Source organism: Citrobacter sp. MGH100, from assembly GCF_001034465.1.
GTDB classification, from domain to species: Bacteria; Pseudomonadota; Gammaproteobacteria; order Enterobacterales; family Enterobacteriaceae; genus Citrobacter; species Citrobacter youngae.
In genome coordinates this window covers 255309-279349 of the sequence record NZ_KQ089802.1, presented here as the reverse complement: position 1 = coordinate 279349, position 24041 = coordinate 255309, and the positions used below count along the sequence as shown (strand labels likewise).

The following is a 24041-nucleotide window of genomic DNA, read 5'->3' as shown; positions in this document are numbered from 1 at the left end:
TAAGTTAAAATTTAAGCGTGGCGTGCGCCAATAGGTAGCTGTTGATTATTAGCAGGCTTAACGATCAGAGTTAGCCATACTGAGACAAAAAGCGCTACCCCCATAAAAATGTATGAGGCGGACGGGCTGCCGGTGGTGCCATTGAGGTAGCCGACAAACCAGGAACCAAAGAATGAGCCTAATGCGCCCATGCTGTTGATTAATGCCATTGCTCCCCCAGCGACGTTGCGCGGCAACATCTCAGGAATGATGGCGAAGAAGGGGCCATAAGGGGCGTACATGGCCGCACCGGCGATAACCAGCAGTGTGTAAGAAATCCAGAAATGGTCTGCGCCAACGGCCCAGGAGCCAATAAAGGCGAAAGCGGCAATCAGCAGCAGTGGCCAGACAAACAGCTTACGGTTTTGCAGTTTATCGGAAGCCCATGAAACCAGGATCATCGCCGCCGTTGCGGCCAGATACGGAACGGACGAAAGCCAGCCGACCTCTACCATACCCAGGTTGGCACCGCCGCTGCGGATAATTGACGGCAACCACAGAACAAAACCGTAGACGCCAATACTCCAGGCAAAGTACTGCATGCACAGCAGAATAACGTTACGTGAACGGAACGCTTCGCCGTAGTTACGCACGGCTTTGATACCCTGCTGTTCTTTTTCTAACTGGGCCTGCAGCGCGGCTTTTTCGGATTCTGACAACCAGCCTACCTGCGACGGTTTATCTTTTACCAGTACCCACCAGCAGAACGCCCAGATGATGGCCGGAAAACCTTCAATGATGAACATTTCACGCCAGCCCAGCGCCTGAATCAGGTATCCGGACACGACGGACATCCATAGGACGGTGACGGGGTTACCGAGGATCAGGAAGGTATTAGCACGCGAGCGCTCGGACTTCGTAAACCAGTTACTGATATAAATCAGCATTGCGGGCATGACCGCGGCTTCAACGACGCCAAGAATAAATCGGATGGCGGCAAGCATTGGAATGTTGCTGACCATCCCGGTCAGTGACGCGCAGGCGCCCCACAGAATCAGGCAGATAAAAATCAGTTTACGTACGCTGCGGCGTTCGGCGTAAATTGCGCCTGGGATCTGGAAGAAGAAATAGCCAAGAAAAAACAGAGCCCCCAGCAGGGAAGAGATCCCTTTGGTAATACCGAGATCCTCGTTGATGCCGGCTGCGGAAGCGAAGCTGAAGTTCGCGCGATCAAGGTACGCCAGGCTGTACGTGATAAACACGATTGGCATGATGTACCACCAGCGTTTTACTGCATTGGTTGAGCTATTCATAGACTGCCCTCTGGTTATGCTGATACGCCGCCTCTGAATGTAGGGTACAGAGACAGAGTTGGCCGGGAATTTATTCCCCTAATTGTTCACGTGTGGGTAATCCTTCGCTGTCGCCCTGGACCTGAATGGCCAGAGCGCCAATTTTATTGCCCCGGGTCACCGCCTGATGCAGCGAGCGCCCTTCCAGCAGGGCGCTGATAACGCCGACGGCAAAGCCATCACCCGCACCGACGGTATCGACCACATTGTCGACTTTCACCGGTGCGACGCAGCCTTGCTCGCCGCTCGCTGCTTTGTACCAGGCCCCATCAGCCCCGGTTTTGATAATCACGGCCTTCACGCCATGACGCAGATAAAAGTCGGCAATGGCTTCTGGTGTCTGCTGACCGGTTAAAATCATGCCCTCTTTTAATCCAGGCAAAACCCAGTCAGCCTGGAATGCCAGTCGGTTGAGTTTTTCCACCATCTCGCCTTCGCTTTTCCACAGCACTGGGCGTAAATTCGGATCGAACGAGATGGTCTTCCCTTGCGTTTTTAGCGTGCGGGCGGTGTGCGCCAGTAGTTCATATGAACTGGCAGACAGCGCAGCTGCAACGCCGCTCAGGTGCAGGTGGCGTGCGCTGGAGAAATACCCATCGTGATAATCCTCAACGCTGAGATGGCTGGCAGCAGAACCTTTGCGGAAATATTCCACAATGGGATCGGTTCCATTTTCGACTTTAGATTTAAGCTGAAAGCCGGTAGCGTAGCGCCCGTCCAGAGTAACTCCCTGCGCATTAATCCCTTCTTTCTCCAGCGACTTAATAATAAAACGGCCAAAACTGTCGTTACCCACGCGGCTTACCCAGCCTACGTTCAGACCCAGGCGAGCAAGTCCGGTTGCGACATTAAGTTCAGCGCCTGCAACGCGTTTAATAAACTGCTCCACGTCCGCCAAATCACCGGTTTGCGTGGCGACAAACATCGCCATCGCTTCACCAATAGTGACCACATCCAGTGAATTTTTCATGTGTTACTCCTTGCGTAACAGAGCGACGTAGTGACGGGTAACCGCCGCCAAATCCTGCCCTTCCAGGGGAAACTCAATGCCGCGTGGAACATCTGCGGGCAACGTGTCCAACAGCGCCAGCCAGCGTGGTTCCGCGTGATCAGGCGGCACGGCACGGTAACTGTCGCGATGTGATGTGGCGGCTTTCACATGGATGTATCCAACGCTTGAGCCCAACTGCTGTGCAGCCTCTTCCGGAACGTCGCCTACCCACAGCCAGTTGCCCATATCGAAGGTCAGAGATATCGGCAGATTTTGCGTCTGGCAGGCTTCGTTAAAGCGCTGCATCGGCTTCAGGCGTCCGCAGGACGTTTGATCGTTTTCGACAACCAGCTCCATCCCGCTGTTGTCCAGCCATTCACGTAACACGTTGAACTGTTCGGTATGGGAGAAATGGCCGAGGGAGACTTTTAGCCACAGCGCCTGCAGGGCCTGTGCTTCTTCAAGTAGCGCAGGAAGTCGGGGATTGAGGCTACCGTCCTCAAGGAACAACGGCTCAGGCGCTGAGTAACAGGCCAGCAGGCCGAAGATTTCGACAGCAGAGGCCATGGTTGGCAGTGTTTTTAGCTCGGCGTCGGTCAGCATCTCGCGACGGATTTCAACCCCGTCAGCACCGGCTTCGGCAATGATAGGCAGCAGGGCGGTTTGCCCACCTGCGGCGCGTACCTGGTCGTAGCCGTAAGCGGCAGTGACCACCATAATTTTTCTTTTCATGGAAACTCCAAAACTAGCGTTCTTGCTATAACGCTAGATGGAACCGGTTCCAAAGAAAAGGCTATGATGTTGAATTTATGATCACCATCACGAAGGAAATTTAGCGGGCGGTAGAGCCGCGAACGATCAATTCGCCGGAGAAGACCTGTTCCTGAATGGCAGCAGAGCCGCCATCGATCCTGCGTACAACCTGCTCAACGGCGGTATAGCCAATCTGCCAGGTAGGTTGTTTCAACGTGGTAATACCAACGCCCGCCAGTTCGGCCCATTCCAGTTCGTCAAAACCGAGCAGGCCGATATCGCTGCCCCAGTTAAGGCCAATGCGTTTCAGGGCGCGGGCAACCTGCAGTGTGAGAGCGCCATTAGCTGAGATAACGGCTTTGCGCATTCCCCGGTGCTGCTGGTGGAACTGGCGCAGGGTGTCATCGAGTTGCGTATTGTCCGTGAGCGGGACTTCGGCATTTTGCGCGATAACGCCGGGGTACTGTGCGAGGGTGGCGCGAAAAGCGCTCAGGCGCTCGCGGCGGGTATTCACCATGCCCAGCGGTTCGCTGAGGAACAAGATGGCTTCAAAACCTTGTTCGACCAGATGTTCCGTGGCAACTGTTGCCGCCTGAGTGTTATCCAGCCCGACCATATCACAGGCGAAATCGGGAATTTTACGGTCAATCAGCACCATCGGCAGCGCAGACTGTTGCAGACGGTTCAGTCCTTCTTCACGCATCCCGACGGCGTTCACCACGATCCCTTCGACCTGGTAGCTGCGCAGCAGGTCGAGATAATGCAGCTCCTGATCCACTTCGTTGTTGGTGTTACAGACCAGCGGGGTAAAACCTTTGTCACGACAGGCGGCTTCAATGCCGCTTAACACGTTGACGGAGTAGGGATTGGTAATATCGGCGATGATCAGGCCAATCAGGCGGGTACGACCGTGTTTCAGGCCTCTGGCCATCAGGCTTGGACGGTAGTCGAGTTCGGCAATGGCTTGTTCAATGCGGGCCAGTAGCGCGTCGGAAAGCAGGTGCTTTTCACCGTTGAGGTAGCGTGAAATGCTGGTCTTGCCGGTTTTTGCGGCTTTCGCCACATCGCTGATGGTTGCCCGTGTTGATTTGCTCATCGCTGATTTCCCTGAATTTCGTGTGAATACCTTAGCGGGAAAATCTGACGAAGCAAGTAATTTGCCCGGTGGCGCTGCGCTTACCGGGCCTACATGTCGAACGTAGGCCGGGTAAGGCGAAGCTGCCACCCGGCTCAACGATTACTGCACAGGACTCAACGTAATCTCTACGCGACGGTTCTGCGCTTTACCTTCCGCCGTGCTATTGCTGGCGATCGGATTAGACGGACCCATGCCCTGAGTGCGGATACGATTAGCGGCAACCCCTTGCGTGATCAAGGCGCTGGCCACGGAGTCCGCGCGTTGTTGAGACAGACGCATATTCAGATCCTGGCTGCCGGTGCTGTCGGTGAAGCCCAGCACGTTGACGGCGGTTTTATTGTACTCTTTCAGTACCATTGCCACGCCGGTCAGGGTGTTGGCACCAGCAGGTTTCAGGTTGGCGCTGCTGCTGTCGAAGGTGACGTTATTCGGCATATTCAGAATGATGTTATCGCCACTACGCGTCACGCTGACGCCCGTTCCCTGCATTTTTTCGCGCAGTTTGGCTTCCTGCACGTCCATGTAATAACCGATACCGCCACCCACAGCCGCACCTGCCGCTGCACCAATCAGGGCGCCTTTGCCGCGATCTTTCTTCGAAGAAGAGAGTGCGCCAATGCCCGCGCCGACCAGGGAACCAATACCCGCGCCAATGCCGGATTTACCCGCTTCGCGTTCGCCGGTGTAAGGGTTTGTTGTGCAGCCAGAAACCGCCAGGGCGCCGCTCACGATGGCAGCAATAACAAAAACACGTTTCTTCATCTTAATTCCTTAATGACTTTTTCTTCTTTGCCACAGCGACCGTGGCGGTTGATTATGACGTGTGAACATGAAGAAAATTCCAGGGAAGACTCTGAAATTTGTAAGTAACATTGAACGGCATAATAACTAAGCCGTCACATCGCATTCAGGAGCGCCATCTTGGCTAATTCACCCGCACATTACCCGGTGTTAACTGCCGCCCACTGGGGACCAATTCTCGTCGACACCGATGGTGAGACGGTTTTCTCCTCGCGTGGCGCGCTGCTCACTTCCCATCCCAACTCTTTGCAAACCGTGGTGCGCGACCAGGTTCACAGTAAAACGCGGGTACGTTTTCCAATGGTGCGTAAAGGCTTTCTCGCCTCGCCGGAGAATCCCCAGGGCGTGCGTGGGCAGGATGAATTTGTTCGCGTCAGTTGGGACGACGCGCTGAATCTTATCCATACGCAGCATAAACGTATCCGTGACAGCTACGGTCCGGCCTCGATTTTTGCCGGTTCCTACGGCTGGCGATCTAATGGCGTGTTACACAAAGCGGCAACCCTGCTACAGCGTTATATGGCGCTGGCGGGGGGGTATACCGGACACCTGGGGGATTATTCTACGGGGGCTGCACAGGCCATCATGCCGTATGTGGTGGGGGGCAACGAAGTTTACCAGCAGCAGACCAGTTGGCCGATGGTGCTGGAGCATAGCGAGGTGGTGGTGCTGTGGAGTGCTAACCCACTGAATACACTGAAAATTGCCTGGAATGCTTCTGACGAACAGGGTATTGCTTACTTTGAAGCCCTGCGCGATAGCGGTAAGCGATTGATCTGCATCGATCCAATGCGATCGGAAAGTGTGGCGTTCTTTGGCGACAAAATGGAATGGATCGCCCCGCATATGGGAACCGATGTAGCGTTGATGCTGGGTATCGCGCATACGCTGGTGGAAAACGACTGGCACGACGAGGATTTTCTCGCCCGTTGTACAACCGGATATGATTCGTTCGCCGGCTACCTACTGGGTGAATCCGATGGGATAGCGAAAACGGCAGAATGGGCTGCTGAAATTTGTGGTATTCCGGCAGCGAAAATACGCGAACTTGCGGCAATATTTCACCAAAATACCACCATGCTGATGGCCGGCTGGGGGATGCAGCGTCAGCAGTATGGCGAGCAAAAACACTGGATGATCGTCACGCTGGCCGCCATGCTCGGTCAAATTGGCACGCCCGGCGGTGGCTTTGGGCTGTCGTACCATTTTGCCAACGGCGGGAACCCGACACGTCGTGCAGCGGTACTGGCTTCGATGCAAGGGAGCCTCAAAGGCGGTACCGACGCGGTAGATAAAATCCCGGTGGCGCGTATCGTTGAGGCGCTGGAAAACCCCGGCGGTTTCTATCAGCATAACGGTATGGATCGGCATTTCCCGGACATCCGCATGCTGTGGTGGGCGGGCGGCGCTAACTTCACGCATCACCAGGATACCAACCGTCTGATTCGCGCCTGGCAAAAACCGGAGTTGGTGGTTATCTCTGAATGTTTCTGGACCGCTGCGGCGAAGCATGCCGATATCGTGTTACCTGCGACAACCTCTTTTGAACGTAACGATTTGACCATGACCGGAGACTACAGCAACCAGCATCTGGTGCCGATGAAGCAGGTCGTGCCGCCACAGGCTGAAGCACGCAACGATTTTGATGTTTTTGCCGAGCTTAGCGAGCGCTGGGAACAGGGCGGTTACGAGCGATTCACCGAAGGTAAAAGCGAACTGGCGTGGCTGGAAACTTTTTACGACATTGCCGCGCAGCGTGGTGCCAGCCAGCAGGTTACACTGCCGCTCTTCGCTGAGTTCTGGCAAAAGAATGCACTGATCGAAATGCCGGAAAACGCCGCCAATGCGCAGTTTATCCGTTTTGCTGATTTTCGCCGTGATCCACAGGCGCATCCGCTGAAAACGGACAGTGGAAAAATTGAAATCTATTCTGCAAAAATTGCAGGTTACGGCTATGTGGATTGTGCAGGACACCCGATGTGGCTGGAGCCGGATGAGTGGTTCGGCAATGCCGAACCCGACCAACTGCAGGTGCTTTCCGCCCATCCGGCTCACCGTTTGCACAGCCAGCTCAACTACAGTGCGTTACGCGAACAGTATGCGGTGGCGGATCGGGAGCCGGTAACAATTCATCCGCAGGATGCGCAAGCGCGGGGGATTGCCGATGGCGATACGGTCAGAGTGTGGAACCACCGCGGGCATATCCTGGCGGGTGCTGTCGTGACGACAGGGATCAAACCTGGCGTGATTTGTATTCATGAGGGGGCCTGGCCTGATTTGGACCCGGCCGCCGACGGGATTTGTAAAAATGGTGCTGTCAACGTGCTGACCAAAGATCTCCCCAGCTCGAAGCTGGGGAACGGCTGTGCGGGCAATACTGCGCTGGCGTGGCTGGAGAAGTACAGTGGGCCCACGCTGACACTTACCGCGTTTGATCCGCCTGCCAGCCCATAATCCAGGTTGGATGGTGAGTCTCTTCCTGCCATGCGCTGTCTTCAATGCGAAAGCCCAGTGCGTGGTAGAAGTTTACCGCTGATTGGTTCTTCTGGTAGACCTCCAGGCTGAGCAACGAAAAGCGCTGCTGCACATGTTGCACCAGCGCTTTACCGATACCGCTTCTGATGGCGGCAGGCGCGACAAACAGCGCGCCTAAAAAGCGCTCTTCCATCACGCTGGCAAAACCTTTGAGCACACCGTTTTCTTCCCACACCCAGGTTTGCGCAGCGGGCAGGTAGACATCACGTACGATAGGTTCACTCTCGCGCCAGTAGCGTTCTTCGATAAAAGGATGGGCAAAAATGGTGCTTTCCATCCACAGTGCCAGAATTGGTGCCAGATCGTCAGCGTTGGATTCACGAATCATGTTGTTCTCCTGGGTAACAGATGCAGCCGGTGACATGGTCGTTGACCAGACCGCATGCCTGCATAAAGGAGTAACAGATAGTGGTGCCAACAAACTTAAATCCACGTTTTTTTAACGCTTTAGAAAGTGCGTCAGAGGCGAGCGTTGAAGTAGGGATATCGCTCAGACTGGCGGCACGGGTTAACTGCGGTTGGTTATCGACGAATGACCAGACGAACTCGCTAAACGGCTCACCGTTTTGCTCCATTGCCAGCCAGGCGCGGGCGTTGCCGATAATGGCCTGAATCTTTCCCCGATGGCGGATAATACCGGCATCCAGTACCAGCCTTTCTACATCCTCTTCGGTCATCGCCGCAACGGTGGCAGGATCGAAGTGGTGAAATGCCTGGCGATAGTTTTCCCGTTTTTTCAGCACCGTTATCCACGACAGCCCAGCCTGCTGGCCTTCAAGGCAGATCATTTCGAACAGCTTTTTACCATCGGTTTCCGGGACGCCCCATTCCTTGTCATGATAGGCAATGTATAGTGGATCCTGACTGACCCAGCCGCAACGTTGCATACTCTTCCTCGCTGTTTTTACTGGCGTAAAAATTTCATTCGGCTCGCCTTGACGCGCCCGCTAAAAAGACAATATTTAATACAGGGCCTCATGTGCCCGATATCCTTTAAACAATGACAATAATATCGCCGTATTCGGCTCTTTTCTGGAGTCGCGTTGATGATTATAAGAAACAGTAGTGGTCGTCAGAGGTTAACTCTGGCGAACGTCATCGTCTGTGCGCTGTTTGCCAATACGGCATATGGCTGGCAACAAGAATATATCGTTGATGCGCTGTCCGGTCATACGTCGGAACGCTATACATGGGACAGCGATCACCAACCACGTTATAACGACATTCTGGAAGAGCGCATTCGCTCCACCCAGAACGTGGCGGGGCCGGTGGTGAATCTGGCGGACCAAACGGCTCTGGATGCGACCAGCGGTATGAGCGTGGGCTGGAATTTTCCCCTTTCCCGTAAGGTGACGACGGGACCCGTCGCAGCCCTGCATTATGATGGTTCAGCCACCTCTACCTACAACGAATTTGGCGACAGTGTGACTTCGCTAACGCTGACCGATCCGATGTGGCATGCCAGCGTCAGTACCCTGGGCTGGCGGGTCGACTCGCAGTTTGGCGATGTACGGTCATGGGCGCAAATCAGCTATAACCAGCAGTTTGGCGAGAATATCTGGAAGGCGCAATCGGGTCTCAATCGTATGGCGGCGGCGAGTCAGGATGGTAACTGGGTCGATGTCACTGTCGGTGCAGATATGCTGCTGAATCAGCATATGGCTGCCTATGCGGCACTTTCTCAGGCAGAAAATAGTACGAATAACAGCGATTATCTGTACACCATGGGAGTGAGCGCTAAATTTTAACGAAAGAAAGCCGGGATAAAACATCTCTGTTACATATCGGGATCAATAATCACACGCATTCCAGCGATAGCGTGCACTAACTCCGGCAATAAAATTCAGTAACCCGACTTTTTGTCTCGTCATTCATTCCGCAATCCAGGCATTTCATTCCGTCCTGATGGCATTTCATGCCGTTTTCTCCTGGTCATAAAAGCACTTCGGTATGGTTGTCGGCAGAGAATTTCCCATTTTGTTTATGCAGGAAGACTGCTATGAAAACTTCTGATTATCAGCGTACCCGGTGGCTGACACTGATCGGCACCATCATTACCCAATTTGCATTAGGTTCTGTTTATACCTGGAGCCTGTTTAACGGTGCGCTCTCTTCTAAGCTTGATGCGCCGGTGAGTCAGGTTGCATTTTCCTTTGGTTTGCTGAGTCTGGGTCTGGCGATCTCTTCTTCCGTCGCCGGGAAGCTTCAGGAACGTTTCGGTGTGAAACGCGTCACCATGGCATCGGGTATCTTACTGGGTGTGGGCTTCTTCTTAACCGCGCATTCTGACAGCCTGATTATGCTGTGGCTGAGTGCCGGTGTACTGGTTGGTCTGGCGGATGGCGCAGGCTACCTGTTAACCCTGTCCAACTGTGTAAAATGGTTCCCTGAGCGTAAAGGGCTGATTTCCGCCTTTGCGATCGGTTCTTACGGCCTGGGTAGCCTTGGTTTTAAATTTATCGACAGCCAACTGCTGAGCACTGTGGGTCTGGAAAAGACCTTTATGATTTGGGGCGCGATCGTACTGGTGATGATTGTCTTTGGCTCCACGCTGATGAAAGATGCGCCAAACCAGGAAGTTAAAGCCGTAAATGGCGTGGTAGAGAATGACTACACGCTGGCACAATCCATGCGTAAACCACAGTACTGGATGCTGGCAGTGATGTTCCTGACGGCGTGCATGAGCGGGCTTTACGTGATTGGTGTCGCGAAAGATATCGCCCAAAGCCTGGCAAAAATGGATGTGGCAACAGCGGCGAATGCGGTAACCGTTATTTCTATCGCGAACCTGTCAGGTCGTCTGGTTCTGGGTATTCTGTCCGACAAAATTTCCCGTATTCGCGTTATCACCATTGGTCAGGTTGTTTCGCTGGTGGGCATGGCGGCGCTGCTTTTTGCCCCGCTGAATGAAGTGACATTCTTCGCAGCCATTGCCTGTGTTGCCTTCAACTTCGGTGGCACCATTACGGTCTTCCCGTCACTGGTGAGTGAGTTCTTCGGCCTGAATAACCTGGCGAAAAACTACGGTGTTATCTATCTTGGCTTTGGTATCGGCAGTATTTGTGGTTCGATTATCGCTTCACTGTTTGGTGGGTTCTATGTCACCTTCTGCGTTATCTTTGCGCTGTTAATCATCTCGCTGGCGCTTTCTACCACCATTCGCCAGCCGCAACGTAGCGTATTTACTGAGGCTCACGCCTGAATCTATTAGCGGTCTGATTAATACCCGGCGCATATATTTACAAAAATATATGCGCCGTTTGCATTCACCATAAGCACTTTTCTCCCCTCCTGTGGTCTACTTAGCCGCGCCCGTAGACATTTCATCTCTGCTGTTGTCGCATTTTCCCCTGTTTGGTCGATTGACCACTTCACAGGGTGTTTTTATCCCGATTCCCAGGGTTTTTTTGCATGAGATACATTAAATCGATGACGCAGCAAAAGCTTAGCTTCTTGCTTGCGATCTATATCGGTCTGTTTATGAACTGCGCAGTTTTTTATCGCCGCTTCGGCAGCTATGTGCAGGAATTTACCGCGTTGAAAGGAATCTCTGCGGTTGTTGAATTGGCCGGCACCGTGCTGGTTACCTTCTTTTTACTTCGTCTTCTGTCTCTGTTTGGTCGGCGGGCCTGGCGTGTACTGGCTACCTTGGTGGTGCTGTGTTCCGCTGGTGCCAGCTATTACATGACCTTCCTGAATGTGGTCATTGGCTACGGCATTATTGCCTCGGTCATGACAACCGATATTGATTTATCAAAGGAAGTTGTGGGCTGGCATTTTATCGTGTGGCTGGTGTCGGTCAGCATTTTGCCGCTGCTGCTTATCTGGAGTAACCGTTGCCGCTATACCCTGCTAAAACAAATACGTACGCCAGGTATGAGATGGCGTAGTGTGGCCGTTGTTCTGCTGGCTGGCTTGATGGTGTGGGCGCCGATTCGTTTACTTGGAATACAGCAAAAATCAGTTGAACGGGAAACGGGTATTGATTTGCCCAGCTACGGTGGCGTAGTGGCAAATTCATATTTGCCTTCAAACTGGCTGTCCGCGCTGGGTCTGTATGCCTGGGCGCAGGTGGATGAATCTTCAGATAACAATTCGTTGATGAATCCGGCGAAGAAATTTACCTACGTCGCCCCCAAGAATATTGATGATACCTACGTCGTGTTTATTATCGGCGAAACGACCCGCTGGGATCATATGGGCATTTTTGGCTACGAGAGAAATACTACGCCAAGGCTGGCTCAGGAAAAAAACCTGGCCGCGTTCCGCGGATATTCGTGTGATACGGCAACCAAACTTTCGCTACGCTGTATGTTTGTTCGTGAAGGTGGGGCGAGCGATAACCCGCAGCGTACGCTGAAAGAACAAAACGTCTTTTCCGTACTCAGCCAGCTAGGTTTTAATACCGATCTCTACGCGATGCAAAGTGAGATGTGGTTTTACAGCAACACGATGGCGGAGAACATCGCCTATCGTGAGCAGATTGGCGCTGAGCCGCGTAACCGTGGCAAAACGGTTGACGATATGCTGCTGATCTCTGAGATGCAGCAATCAATCAAACCGGACGATAATGGTAAACACCTGATTATCCTGCATACCAAAGGCTCGCACTTTAACTACACGCAGCGCTATACCCGTGAGTACGCCCAGTGGAAGCCGGAGTGTGTCAATGTTGATAGCGGTTGTTCGAAAGCGCAGATGATTAACTCATTTGATAACTCGGTAACCTATGTTGACCACTTTATCACCAAAGTGTTTGACCAGCTGCGCGATAAGAAAGCGATTGTGTTCTATGCTGCCGATCACGGTGAGTCGATCAACGAGCGTGAGCATCTGCACGGTACGCCACGTAAAATGGCACCGCCAGAGCAGTTCCGCGTTCCTATGATGGTGTGGATGTCTGATAAGTATCTGGAAGACCCCGATCATGCGAAAGCCTTCGCCCACCTTAAGCAGGAGGCTGATATGAAGATTCCGCGTCGCCATGTTGAACTGTACGACACCATTCTCGGTTGTCTTGGATATACCTCGCCAAACGGTGGTATAAATGAGAATAACAACTGGTGTCATGTCCCGGACGACAAGAAGATTGTAACCCAGTAATGGGCTGCTGACTTTCTCGCCGATCGAATGGCATTTTGATACTAAGGGATTGACGGGCGCGCAGCTGAGCAGTAAGATGCGCCCCGCATTCGGTGATTGGCGCAGCCTGGTAGCGCACTTCGTTCGGGACGAAGGGGTCGGAGGTTCGAATCCTCTATCACCGACCAAATTAGAAAAGCCCGCTCTTTGAACGGGCTTTTTGCTTTCCGGAATCCACGAGGATGAGAACCTCCGGGGGTAAGAGGTTCGACTCGAGCGTAGCGAGAGAACGTTGCGTCAGCAGCGGCCCGCAGGGCGAGCCACGCAGTGGCGAGTAATCCTCTATCACCGACCAAATTCAAAACCCTGCTCAGCGAGCAGGTTTTTTTTGCTTTGTAGGCCTGATAAGCGCAGCGCCATCAGGCAAAACATTGCAGCATTTTGGCATTGCCGGATGGCGGCGCAGACGCCTTATCCGGCCTACAGGCTCAGTTTCATCCCGGCGTGTATGGTGTTATTCCAACCCCACCTTTGACCTTCATTTTATCTGCAAAAATTGTGCACCACTTCCCACTGACTGTTAACGATTCTGTGACATATTCCATTGCCTTTTTTTATATTTGCTTGAATCTTTTTTTGCGTTACTTATGGCTGAACCCAGCATTTTCCGCTGTGCGTTTTAACGTTCATGGTATTAATCGCTCAGATATGCAGCATGTGTTGAGAAAATTTTCATAATTTGCATAAATGTTAATCACCAAATGTTTCTGAATATGAAGATATTTATTCTGGCATAGTGCGCGTAGCACAAATTTCCCTGCTGAAAATACCCGCCTGCACTTTTTTTAATCTTTGTTTGCCAATTCTCACCGTTGGTGTAAATCGCGGTTACCTGTATTGACGTTTTCACATTCTGTTGACAGATTGTAGGGCATGAGGGGCATTTCATGGAGAATCCGCGCTGCAACTCAGTCGCTTATGTGAACGGAATCCCCATCCTCTTAACGCCGACCCGGCCGGGTAAAAAACAAAAAAGGCCAGGCGGTGCAAACCCACTGCAAAGGGTAAAACAACAAACATCACATTTGGAGCAGAAGAATGAGTATTTCCTTGAAGAAGTCAGGGATGCTGAAGCTTGGTCTGAGCCTGGTGGCTATGACCGTCGCAGCAAGCGTACAGGCTAAAACTCTGGTTTATTGTTCAGAAGGATCTCCTGAAGGCTTTAACCCGCAGCTTTTCACCTCTGGTACCACCTATGATGCCAGCTCCGTGCCGATCTATAACCGCCTGGTCGAGTTCAAAACCGGCACAACTGAAGTGATCCCGGGACTTGCTGAGAAGTGGGAAATCAGCGAAGACGGTAAAACCTATACCTTCCACCTTCGCCCTGGCGTGAAGTGGCAGGACAACAAAGATTTCAAACCGACGCGCGATTTCAACGCCGATGACGTGGTGTTCTCTTTCGATCGTCAGAAAAATGCCCAGAACCCGTACCACAAAGTTTCTGGCGGCAGCTATGAATACTTCGAAGGGATGGGTCTGCCGGATCTGATCTCCGAAGTGAAAAAGGTGGATGATAAAACCGTTCAGTTCGTGCTGACTCGCCCGGAAGCACCGTTCCTGGCTGACCTGGCGATGGACTTCGCTTCTATTCTTTCCAAAGAATATGCGGACAACATGCTGAAAGCCGGTTCCCCGGAGAAAGTGGATCTGAACCCAATCGGTACCGGTCCGTTCCAGCTGCAGCAGTACCAGAAAGACTCCCGTATTCTGTATAAAGCATTCGAAGGTTACTGGGGCACTAAGCCGCAGATCGACCGTCTGGTCTTCTCCATTACGCCTGACGCTTCCGTGCGTTATGCCAAGTTGCAGAAGAACGAGTGCCAGGTGATGCCGTACCCGAACCCGGCAGACATCGCGCGCATGAAGCAGGATAAAAATATCAACCTGATGGAGCAGGCCGGTCTGAACGTTGGCTACCTCTCTTTCAACACCGAGAAGAAACCGTTTGATGACGTGAAAGTCCGTCAGGCGCTGACCTACGCGGTCAACAAAGACGCGATCATTAAAGCGGTTTATCAGGGTGCTGGCGTTGCCGCGAAAAACCTGATCCCACCGACCATGTGGGGCTATAACGACGACATTAAAGATTACACCTACGATCCTGAAAAAGCCAAAGCGCTGCTGAAGGAAGCCGGTCAGGATAAAGGCTTTACCGTTGAACTGTGGGCGATGCCGGTACAGCGTCCATATAACCCGAACGCACGTCGTATGGCAGAAATGGTTCAGGCTGACTGGGCGAAAATTGGCGTTCAGGCCAAGATTGTGACCTACGAGTGGGGCGAGTATCTGAAACGCGCCAAAGCGGGTGAGCATCAGGCGGTGATGATGGGTTGGACCGGTGACAACGGGGATCCGGACAACTTCTTCGCCACCCTGTTCAGCTGTGCGGCAGCGAAAGACGGCTCCAACTACTCTCGCTGGTGCTACAAACCGTTTGAAGACCTGATCCAACCGGCGCGTGCGACCGACGATCACAACAAACGTATTGAACTGTACAAGCAAGCTCAGGTTGTTATGCACGATCAGGCTCCGGCTCTGATTGTTGCTCACTCCACCGTGTACGAACCAGTGCGTAAAGAAGTGAAAGGCTATGTGGTTGATCCATTAGGCAAACACCACTTCGAAAACGTCTCTGTCGAATAATTAAAAGCAATTAAGGAAGCGCTGCGCCCCGGTATTGTGTAGGCCGGATAAGCGCAGCGCCCTCCGGCGTAATGCTTTACCCACGATGCAGTTTGCGTGGGATAAGATTTGTGAGCAATACAGACTCACGGTTCCAGGCCGTGCGTCATTAGAGAGAATCCGGGTTATGTTGCAGTTCATTCTCCGACGTTTGGGACTCGTCATCCCCACGTTTATCGGTATCACTCTTCTCACCTTTGCCTTCGTCCATATGATCCCCGGCGATCCGGTTATGATCATGGCGGGTGAACGTGGGATCTCCCCTGAGCGTCATGCTCAACTGTTGGCTGAACTCGGTCTGGATAAGCCGATGTGGCAGCAGTACCTCCACTATATCTGGGGGGTTATGCATGGTGATTTAGGTATCTCGCTGAAAAGCCGCTTACCGGTGTGGGAAGAGTTCGTGCCTCGCTTCAAAGCGACGCTGGAACTCGGCGTCTGCGCGATGATTTTCGCCGTCGCAGTAGGTATCCCGGTGGGTGTTCTTGCTGCCGTTAAGCGCGGCTCCATTTTCGATCATACCGCCGTTGGCCTGGCGCTGACCGGTTACTCCATGCCGATCTTCTGGTGGGGCATGATGCTGATCATGCTGGTGTCCGTACAGTGGAACCTGACGCCGGTTTCCGGTCGGGTGAGCGACATGGTGTTCCTTGATGATTCCAATCCCCTGACCGGTTTTATGTTGATCGACACCGCCATCTGGGGTGAAGAGGGCAACTTTATCGATGCGCTGGCGCATATGGTCTTGCCTGCGATGGTGCTGGGTACCATTCCTCTGGCGGTTATTGTGCGTATGACCCGTTCGTCGATGCTGGAAGTGCTGGGCGAGGATTACATTCGTACCGCGCGCGCTAAAGGTTTGACCCGCATGCGCGTCATCATCATTCATGCTCTGCGCAACGCCATGCTACCGGTTGTCACTGTTATCGGCCTGCAGGTCGGTACGCTGCTGGCCGGGGCGATCCTGACTGAGACTATCTTCTCGTGGCCGGGTCTGGGACGCTGGTTGATCGATGCGCTGCAACGCCGTGATTATCCGGTAGTGCAGGGTGGGGTATTACTGGTCGCGACGATGATTATCCTCGTCAACCTGCTGGTAGACCTGCTGTACGGCGTGGTGAACCCGCGTATTCGGCATAAGAAGTAAGGGGCCATCATGTCACAGGTTACTGAAAATAAAGTTATTGCTGCGCCGGTGCCCATGACCCCGCTGCAGGAGTTCTGGCACTATTTTAAACGCAACAAAGGCGCGGTCGTTGGGCTGGTGTACGTGGTGGTGATGATCCTGATTGCGGTCTTTGCCAACGTTCTCGCGCCGTACAACCCGGCAGACCAGTTCCGCGATACGCTGCTGGCTCCGCCGGCATGGCAGGAAGGCGGTTCCATGGCGCACCTGTTTGGTACTGATGATGTGGGCCGCGATGTGCTGTCCCGCCTGATGTACGGGGCGCGTCTGTCGCTGTTGGTTGGCTGTCTGGTGGTGGTGCTTTCCCTGCTGATGGGCGTGGTTCTCGGGCTGATCGCCGGCTACTTTGGCGGAATTGTCGATAACGTCATCATGCGTGTGGTCGATATCATGTTGGCATTGCCGAGCCTGTTACTGGCGCTGGTGCTGGTGGCGGTATTTGGTCCCTCGATAGGCAACGCCGCTCTGGCGCTGACGTTCGTGGCATTGCCTCACTATGTCCGTCTGACGCGTGCCGCCGTGCTGGTGGAAGTTAATCGCGACTACGTCACCGCTTCGCGCGTGGCGGGAGCCGGTGCGATGCGCCAAATGTTCGTCAATATTCTGCCTAACTGTCTTGCGCCGCTGATTGTTCAGGCGTCGCTTGGCTTCTCTAACGCCATTCTCGATATGGCTGCCCTCGGCTTTCTGGGGATGGGCGCACAGCCGCCTACGCCGGAATGGGGCACCATGCTCTCTGACGTTCTGCAGTTTGCCCAAAGCGCCTGGTGGGTTGTGACCTTCCCGGGGCTGGCGATCCTGTTGACGGTGCTGGCATTTAACCTGATGGGTGACGGTCTGCGTGACGCGCTCGATCCCAAACTGAAGCAGTAAGAGGTTCGAGATGGCGTTATTAAATGTAGATAAATTATCGGTGCACTTCGGCGACGTAGGTTCCGAATTCCGCGCCGTGGACCGCATTAGCTACAGTGTGAACCAGGGTGAAGTGGTTGGCATTGTTGGGGAATCTGGTTCTGGTAAGTCCGTCAGCTCGCTGGCGATTATGGGGTTGATTGACTACCCAGGCCGCGTTATGGCTGAAAATCTGGAGTTTAATGGTCGCGACCTGAAGCGCATCTCTGAGAAAGAGCGTCGCCAACTGGTGGGTGCGGAAGTGGCAATGATCTTCCAGGACCCGATGACCAGCCTTAACCCCTGCTACACCGTCGGCTACCAGATTATGGAAGCCATCAAGGTGCACCAGGGCGGCAATAAAAAAACGCGTATTCAGCGGGCAATTGACCTGCTGACGCTGGTGGGGATCCCCGATCCGGCCTCGCGCCTGGATGTCTATCCGCACCAGTTGTCCGGTGGGATGAGCCAGCGCGTGATGATCGCGATGGCGATTGCCTGTCGTCCGAAGCTGCTGATTGCCGATGAACCGACAACGGCGCTGGATGTGACCATTCAGGCGCAGATCATCGAGCTACTGCTGGAATTGCAGCAAAAAGAGAACATGGCGCTGGTCTTGATTACCCACGATCTGGCGCTGGTGGCCGAAGCCGCGCACAAAATCATCGTGATGTACGCCGGGCAGGTCGTGGAAACCGGGGCCGCACAGGATATTTTCCGCGCGCCGCGCCATCCGTATACCCAGGCGCTGCTGCGAGCGTTGCCGGAGTTTGCTCAGGACAAAGCGCGTCTGGCCTCGTTGCCGGGCGTGGTGCCAGGGAAATATGACCGCCCGAACGGTTGTCTGTTGAACCCGCGCTGCCCCTATGCGACCGACAAATGCCGCGCTGAAGAACCTGAACTGAACCTGCTGGAAGGCGGTCGTCAGTCGAAATGCCACTACCCACTTGATGATGCCGGGAGGCCTGGGCTATGAGTACGCAAAAGGCCGCCGCGCAACAGCCGCTGTTGCAGGCCATTGACCTGAAAAAACACTACCCGGTGAAAAAGGGCATGTTCGCCCCGGAACGCCTGGTGAAAGCGCTGGATGGTGTTTCCTTTACTCTGGAGCGCGGTAAAACGCTGGCGGTGGTCGGTGAGTCGGGCTGTGGGAAATCCACCCTTGGCCGTCTGCTGACGATGATTGAAATCCCGACCGGCGGTGAGCTGTATTACCAGGGACAGGATTTACTCAAGCACGACCCGCATGCGCAGAAGCTGCGTCGGCAGAAAATCCAGATAGTATTCCAGAACCCCTACGGTTCCCTGAACCCACGTAAGAAAGTTGGGCAGATTCTGGAAGAGCCGTTGCTGATCAACTCGACGCTCAGCAAAGAGGAGCGTCGTGAAAAAGCGTTGGCGATGATGGCGAAAGTGGGACTGAAAACCGAGCACTACGACCGCTATCCGCATATGTTCTCCGGCGGTCAGCGTCAGCGTATCGCCATTGCCCGCGGTTTGATGCTTGACCCGGATGTGGTGATTGCCGACGAACCGGTCTCGGCGCTGGACGTTTCCGTACGTGCGCAGGTGCTGAACCTGATGATGGACTTGCAGCAGGAACTTGGGCTGTCCTACGTCTTTATCTCGCACGACCTGTCGGTGGTAGAGCACATTGCTGATGAAGTGATGGTGATGTATTTGGGCCGCTGCGTGGAAAAAGGAACCAAGGATCAGATCTTCAATAATCCACGTCATCCGTACACTCAGGCGCTGCTTTCCGCAACACCGCGCCTGAACCCGGACGATCGCCGCGAGCGTATCAAGCTGACCGGTGAGCTGCCAAGCCCGCTGAATCCGCCACCGGGCTGTGCGTTCAACGCCCGTTGCCGTCGTCGCTTTGGTCCGTGTACTCAGCTTCAGCCACAGTTAAAAGACTATGGTGGTCAACTGGTAGCCTGTTTCGCCGTTGACCAGGACGAAAACCCACAGCAATAAACGTGGGTTATGACCCGATAACCGGAGCCTTGTGCTCCGGTTTTTTTATAATTCGTTTTTACTCCCACAATGTGAGTCCATTGGCAGAACATTATTCCATAGTGTCTAGAATATAGTCAGATTTTTGGACGGCACAGAAATATCTACTTCGCAGTTGCTAACTACCAGGAGCAAATGTGGTCACGATACGCTGGGATATTAAAACAATTGATCGTCTGTCGATGGTTGAGGATGTCCTGAAGGAATTTTCCTGTTGTGATATCAATATCATCTCCATGAAAGTCACACCTGGACGGATCCTGATTAAATCCTGGTGTCGCCAGTTACAGGATATTTCCTGCGTGCAATCCTGTTTAAGCCGACGCGCCGATATTATTAACGTCGCTTACCTGTGTGAAGAGATAAGCGAGTTGTCGATGTCTGAGCCGGAACGCCCGCGCTATTTCTCTGACATTATTTGCAGCAGCCAGAGCATGCACTCGCTTATCGAAAAGGCGATAAAAATTGCTGACAGCAAATATACCGTTCTGATCCGTGGTGATACGGGCACTGGCAAAGAATTGCTGGCCCGGGCTATCCATAATTCCGGTCAGCGGCGTTTTTATCCGTTTATTCCGGTTAACTGCTCTGCGCTACCTGAGTCGTTGATGGAGAGTGAATTCTTTGGCTATGAGAAAGGGGCTTTTAGCGGCGCAGACTGTAAAGGTAAAAAAGGGTTGTTTGAAATGGCCGAGAAAGGCACCCTTTTTCTCGATGAATTTGGTGAAATGTCGCTGGGCTTACAGGCTAAATTATTGCGCGTCCTGCAGGATGGCGGGATCCGTCGCGTTGGCGGGGCGCAAATTATTCCGGTTAATGTACGCATTATTGTGGCAACCAACGCCAATCTGGAAGAGATGGTGGAGCAACGCCTGCTGCGCGCCGATCTCTATTACCGCATCAATGTACTTTCCCTGACTATTCCACCCTTGCGGGAACGCCCACAGGATATCAGTCTGTTGATTCGCCACTTTGTGCAGAAATACGCGAAGGAGTTCCAGCGGCGGATCATTCTGGATAAAGCTTGCTTTGATGCCCTGCATCATCACAGTTGGCCGGGAAATGTGCGCGAACTGGAAAATACCATTATTCGCCTGATGCTAATGGCGGAGTCCGATGTCATAACGCGGGAAGAATTAGGAATAGTGAATTTTCCCGCCGTTAAGCAAGGCCCGACAGAACGTCCTTTTAAAGAGCAGGTCCAGTGCGCCGAGCGTCAGTTAATTGAACAGATGGTGGAGGAGAATGTGTCGTCACGGCATATCGCCAAAGCGCTGGGGGTGTCACATACCACGGTACTGAATAAAATTCGCAGCTATCAACTGGAGAGTGTGAGCTAAGCGCCGCCAGGTGTTGACGGCGCAGTTTACGCGGGTTATTCAATCAGCTTCAGTAATGGCGACAGGCACAGCAGGATCCCGTACAGCAGAATTAGCCAGGTTTTCAGCCCGCGCAGTTTTTCCAGCTGTGTGACTTTATAGATCAGGAAAAACGGAATAATACACGACACAATCCCGTACAGCGGGCTGCCTAACTGGAAGAACACCAGTACCGATACGCGAAACGATACCCAAATAACCAGCGTAATAACGATAAATGTGCAAATACCCAGCGTAAGCACCAGAGGATTAATTTTCTCCACGTCAATAACGCGGCTCAGAACGTTAAGAATAATTCCTTTAATCGCTTCGTGGAATCCCAAATAAATACCAAAGAATGCGGTTAATACAGCGAAGATATTTAACACTGTTGAGGTGATGTGAATAATCTGACCAGGAATAACCTGCGCCGCCAGAGCCAGTGCAGAAATATTCTGTTCGAAGGCTGAAACGGCCTCTTCGTGGCTAATCGAAAAGGTAAAAGAGAAGGAGAAAAACAGGATGACCGCAATCAGCGTAATGTAACTGATCCGATGCGTGCGTATAGCCATACGTGTGGCCAGTACCCGGTCCGCCACCCGTTTGCGGTAGGCAATGTTCATGGGGTTCAGCACCTGAATAAACACCGCCGAGAAGAAGCAGAATGGGATAGTCAGCAGCACATCGCGAAAGAACACCGATGCTTCAGGAAAGGCGCTGATATTGCTGAAGTTCCAGTGCGGAACCATCGCAAAGCCGAAGATGATGATAATGCCGACTTTTACCACCACCATCGGACCGGAGATTTTGAACAGTAGCTTTTCTCCCCCGGAAGCAATGGCTACCAGTACGGCAAAAATGGCCACTTTGTAGATGATTGACTGCGAAAGGTCGGTATCGGTTAGCCCAAAGGTTTTGATATACGAGGCGCTGTCAAAAACCACCGATAATGAATAGATGAATATTCCATGAATAATCATCAAAAAGTAAATCACACCGAGGAATACACCCCAGTTTTTCCCAAGGTAATGACTTATAATATCGGTGTAGTCATTGCAGGTTTCACTTTCGGATAATGTTTTTAAATAAATGTCCTGCACAATGTACGTTGCCGGGTAAGCGATAATAAAGGCGACAATAAAAACCCAAATGCCGGTTAAGCCAATTTGTACCGGCATCAGAACTGTACCCGCACCAATTGCCATGCCGATGCAGAGTAATACCCAGCCAAAATCGTATTTTGTAAACGGTATTTTCTTTGAGAATGGTACGGCGGTTGCTGTATTGTTGCTTAATTGTATTGTGTTGTCCTGCATAGAACCCCCTGCCCAAAATACCCGTTCTCCCCAAAAAAGGAGCGCGCGTATAGCCAGACTGTTGTGCCTTGATGCTCAACGACCTGAACCGAGCGTCGTCGGTTCAGGCCGTAATGGTCAGAATGTTGCCTTTCTGATGGCGTGTTCAAGGTCGTTAATAATATCTTCTGGATCTTCAAGACCCACAGAAAGACGGATAAGCCCGTCGGTAATACCTGCTTTAAGCCGTTCCTCTGGCGCAACGGGCGAATGTGTCATAGACGCTGGGTGCTGAATGAGGGTTTCGGTATCACCGAGACTGACCGCGAGGAGGCACAATTCTACAGAATTGATCATCCGTCTGCCAGCCTCGAGGCCGCCGGCAATTTCAAAGCTGATAATTCCCCCTGGCAGGCTCATCTGCCGTTGGCCCAGTTCATACTGTGGGTGCGAAGCCAGGCCAGGGTAATAAACGCGGGTAATGGACGGATGCCCTTCGAGGAAGCGGGCGATTTTTAGCGCGTTTTCACAGTGACGTTCCATACGAATGCCCAATGTTTTAACGCCGCGCAGCGTCAGCCAGGCGTTGAAAGGGCTCATACAGCCACCGGTAATATCCTTCAAACCGACAAACCGCGCCTGGTCGATAAACTCCTGTTTCCCGACAATGATGCCGCCAATCACATCACCGTGTCCGTTGATATATTTGGTGACGCTATGCACCACGATGTCTGCGCCCAATTGCAGAGGCTGCTGACAGTACGGCGACATAAAGGTGTTATCCACGACCAGCAATGCGCCTTGCTGATGGGCGATACCGGCTACCGTTTCAATGTCGACCAGCGACAGCGTCGGGTTAGCGGGCGTTTCGATATACACAACTTTGGTTTCCGGGCGCATGGCGGCGCGGATTTCTTCCGGTTTCGCGGCGTCGACAAAACTCACGTTAATGCCGAACTTCGGCATGCTGTGCGACAGAAATGCGTGAGTACAACCATAAATCGCGCTGGCGGAAACGATATGGTCGCCCTGCTGGCACAGCGTCAGCAGCGTTGTGGTGATCGCGGAAATGCCGGATGCCGTTGCCAGCGCGGCTTCACCTCTTTCCAGCACCGCCAGCTTTTTCTCCAGCGCATCGGTGGTAGGGTTGCCTAAACGGGTGTAAATGTACCCGGACTCTTCGAGCGCAAAGCGGGCGGCACCTTGTTCGGCGCTGTCAAAAACAAACGTTGAAGTCTGGAAGATAGGCGTACTGAGCGCGCCAGTTGAAGGGTCGGGTTGTTGCCCCGCGTGAACGATCTGGGTATTGAATCCGTAAGTACGACAGTCAGACATGATATCTCCTTTGATTCGGAACAGAACAGCTCACAGTCAAATAGCAATCGCTGTGCCAGAAAATAAACCAATAGATATCAATTGTTTATTTATATTCTGACATTAATTGTCGGCAGGAATGTTGCCAACTGGCAAGAATCTTTCCAGCGTACTGGCGAGAAAACCGGTGAAATGCGAAGCGCTACGCAGAGCGCAATATTGCGCAGTGATATGGCGAGTGGGCTACCGTAGAATCAGCGGCAAGCCGGGAGTTCCCGGTGAGGCGCAATGTTGCGGGGGCTTGATCCCCGGCGGCATCGGTTGCTGGAAAGAGAAAACCCCCGCACGTTGTTCGGTATAAACCAGGCAACTAAACGGGGGCTAACTTGACTCCAGACAAGTTAAGAATAGCCGCGAACAGTTGCCATTGCAACACAGGCGGCTACATGACGCTCACACAGTTAGGTGTGGCTTTCTGGCACGATTTAGCGGCTCCAATTATCGCTGGCATTATTGCCAGCCTGATTGTGAACTGGCTGCGTAACAGGAAGTAATGCACTTTGCGGGCGTCTGCCTGCCGTAATGGCAACATGCGCCCGAACCAG

The 24041-nt window shown here is 52.9% G+C and carries 22 protein-coding genes, 1 tRNA gene and 1 other RNA gene; 15 read left to right on the top strand and 9 right to left on the bottom strand.

Going from position 1 to position 24041, the window contains the following annotated elements:
• Positions 1 to 11 precede the first annotated feature (11 nt).
• The 5 genes from SK32_RS19155 to SK32_RS19135 form a co-directional block, all read right to left on the bottom strand.
• The gene (locus SK32_RS19155) at positions 12 to 1292 is read right to left on the bottom strand and encodes an MFS transporter (protein WP_048213661.1); all 1281 of its coding nucleotides are present in this window, start codon (positions 1290 to 1292) and stop codon (positions 12 to 14) included.
• A gap of 70 nt (positions 1293 to 1362) precedes the next feature.
• Entirely contained in the window at positions 1363 to 2301 is a 939-nt protein-coding gene (locus SK32_RS19150; protein WP_048213660.1) for a sugar kinase, read from the bottom strand.
• A gap of 3 nt (positions 2302 to 2304) precedes the next feature.
• The gene (locus SK32_RS19145) at positions 2305 to 3054 is read right to left on the bottom strand and encodes a sugar phosphate isomerase/epimerase family protein (protein WP_048213659.1); all 750 of its coding nucleotides are present in this window, start codon (positions 3052 to 3054) and stop codon (positions 2305 to 2307) included.
• A 100-nt stretch (positions 3055 to 3154) separates the two neighbouring features.
• Positions 3155 to 4171, bottom strand: coding sequence for a LacI family DNA-binding transcriptional regulator (locus SK32_RS19140; RefSeq protein WP_048213658.1), 1017 nt, complete (start codon positions 4169 to 4171; stop codon positions 3155 to 3157).
• A gap of 141 nt (positions 4172 to 4312) precedes the next feature.
• Complete coding sequence (locus SK32_RS19135; protein ID WP_003024287.1) at positions 4313 to 4975, bottom strand: OmpA family lipoprotein; 663 nt, start codon at positions 4973 to 4975, stop codon at positions 4313 to 4315.
• 159 nt (positions 4976 to 5134) lie between these two features.
• Here SK32_RS19135 and SK32_RS19130 point away from each other — a divergent pair, with 159 nt between their 5' ends.
• Positions 5135 to 7468: a molybdopterin guanine dinucleotide-containing S/N-oxide reductase gene (locus SK32_RS19130; RefSeq protein WP_048213657.1), complete on the top strand. Its 2334-nt coding sequence runs from the start codon at positions 5135 to 5137 to the stop codon at positions 7466 to 7468.
• Here SK32_RS19130 and SK32_RS19125 read toward each other — a convergent pair.
• Together SK32_RS19125 and tag are read right to left on the bottom strand one after the other, a co-directional pair.
• Complete coding sequence (locus SK32_RS19125; protein ID WP_048213656.1) at positions 7437 to 7877, bottom strand: N-acetyltransferase; 441 nt, start codon at positions 7875 to 7877, stop codon at positions 7437 to 7439. The two genes, SK32_RS19130 and SK32_RS19125, sit on opposite strands and share 32 nt — an antisense overlap.
• On the bottom strand, positions 7867 to 8436 hold the full coding sequence (gene tag, locus SK32_RS19120; RefSeq protein ID WP_048213655.1) for a DNA-3-methyladenine glycosylase I: 570 nt from the start codon (positions 8434 to 8436) through the stop codon (positions 7867 to 7869). The genes SK32_RS19125 and tag overlap by 11 nt, the downstream gene beginning before the upstream one ends.
• Before the next feature lie 159 nt (positions 8437 to 8595).
• On the opposite strand from tag, the gene SK32_RS19115 reads away from it, so the two are divergent.
• The 13 genes from SK32_RS19115 to SK32_RS19065 all read left to right on the top strand — a co-directional run bounded on the left by SK32_RS19115 (position 8596) and on the right by SK32_RS19065 (position 20809).
• Positions 8596 to 9297 carry an autotransporter outer membrane beta-barrel domain-containing protein gene (locus SK32_RS19115; protein WP_048213654.1) on the top strand — a complete coding sequence of 234 codons (702 nt, stop codon included), beginning with the start codon at positions 8596 to 8598 and terminating at the stop codon, positions 9295 to 9297.
• A 251-nt stretch (positions 9298 to 9548) separates the two neighbouring features.
• Positions 9549 to 10751 carry an L-lactate MFS transporter gene (locus tag SK32_RS19110; RefSeq protein WP_048213653.1) on the top strand — a complete coding sequence of 401 codons (1203 nt, stop codon included), beginning with the start codon at positions 9549 to 9551 and terminating at the stop codon, positions 10749 to 10751.
• Between the two features lie 209 nt (positions 10752 to 10960).
• Complete coding sequence (gene eptB, locus SK32_RS19105) at positions 10961 to 12652, top strand: kdo(2)-lipid A phosphoethanolamine 7''-transferase (protein WP_048213652.1); 1692 nt, start codon at positions 10961 to 10963, stop codon at positions 12650 to 12652.
• A gap of 90 nt (positions 12653 to 12742) precedes the next feature.
• Positions 12743 to 12819 (top strand) — tRNA-Pro (locus tag SK32_RS19100).
• Positions 12820 to 12853: 34 nt separating this feature from the next.
• Positions 12854 to 12986: non-coding RNA, RtT sRNA (locus SK32_RS25195), on the top strand.
• An 86-nt stretch (positions 12987 to 13072) separates the two neighbouring features.
• Entirely contained in the window at positions 13073 to 13369 is a 297-nt protein-coding gene (locus SK32_RS19095) for a hypothetical protein (RefSeq protein ID WP_048213651.1), read from the top strand.
• Between the two features lie 209 nt (positions 13370 to 13578).
• Complete coding sequence (locus SK32_RS26280; RefSeq protein WP_162873164.1) at positions 13579 to 13815, top strand: hypothetical protein; 237 nt, start codon at positions 13579 to 13581, stop codon at positions 13813 to 13815.
• Positions 13730 to 15337, top strand: coding sequence for a dipeptide ABC transporter periplasmic-binding protein DppA (dppA, locus tag SK32_RS19090; protein WP_048213650.1), 1608 nt, complete (start codon positions 13730 to 13732; stop codon positions 15335 to 15337). Before SK32_RS26280 ends, dppA begins: the two co-directional genes overlap by 86 nt.
• 166 nt (positions 15338 to 15503) lie before the next feature.
• Positions 15504 to 16523: a dipeptide ABC transporter permease DppB gene (gene dppB / locus SK32_RS19085; RefSeq protein WP_003837733.1), complete on the top strand. Its 1020-nt coding sequence runs from the start codon at positions 15504 to 15506 to the stop codon at positions 16521 to 16523.
• Between the two features lie 9 nt (positions 16524 to 16532).
• Positions 16533 to 17435, top strand: coding sequence for a dipeptide ABC transporter permease DppC (gene dppC / locus SK32_RS19080; RefSeq protein ID WP_003837734.1), 903 nt, complete (start codon positions 16533 to 16535; stop codon positions 17433 to 17435).
• Positions 17436 to 17445: 10 nt separating this feature from the next.
• Positions 17446 to 18429: a dipeptide ABC transporter ATP-binding protein gene (gene dppD, locus SK32_RS19075; protein ID WP_005133837.1), complete on the top strand. Its 984-nt coding sequence runs from the start codon at positions 17446 to 17448 to the stop codon at positions 18427 to 18429.
• Positions 18426 to 19430, top strand: coding sequence for a dipeptide ABC transporter ATP-binding subunit DppF (gene dppF / locus SK32_RS19070; RefSeq protein WP_048213649.1), 1005 nt, complete (start codon positions 18426 to 18428; stop codon positions 19428 to 19430). Before dppD ends, dppF begins: the two co-directional genes overlap by 4 nt.
• 176 nt (positions 19431 to 19606) lie before the next feature.
• Positions 19607 to 20809 (top strand): sigma-54 interaction domain-containing protein, encoded by a 1203-nt coding sequence (locus SK32_RS19065; protein WP_048213648.1) that lies wholly within the window; start codon positions 19607 to 19609, stop codon positions 20807 to 20809.
• A gap of 35 nt (positions 20810 to 20844) precedes the next feature.
• On the opposite strand, the gene SK32_RS19060 is transcribed toward SK32_RS19065, so the two are convergent.
• Positions 20845 to 22143, bottom strand: a complete 1299-nt coding sequence (locus tag SK32_RS19060; RefSeq protein ID WP_048213647.1) for an aromatic amino acid transport family protein — start codon at positions 22141 to 22143, stop codon at positions 20845 to 20847.
• A gap of 117 nt (positions 22144 to 22260) precedes the next feature.
• The gene (megL, locus tag SK32_RS19055) at positions 22261 to 23457 is read right to left on the bottom strand and encodes a methionine gamma-lyase (RefSeq protein WP_048213646.1); all 1197 of its coding nucleotides are present in this window, start codon (positions 23455 to 23457) and stop codon (positions 22261 to 22263) included.
• A 425-nt stretch (positions 23458 to 23882) separates the two neighbouring features.
• On the opposite strand from megL, the gene SK32_RS26100 reads away from it, so the two are divergent.
• On the top strand, positions 23883 to 23990 hold the full coding sequence (locus SK32_RS26100; RefSeq protein ID WP_048213645.1) for a type I toxin-antitoxin system toxin Ldr family protein: 108 nt from the start codon (positions 23883 to 23885) through the stop codon (positions 23988 to 23990).
• Positions 23991 to 24041 lie beyond the last annotated feature (51 nt).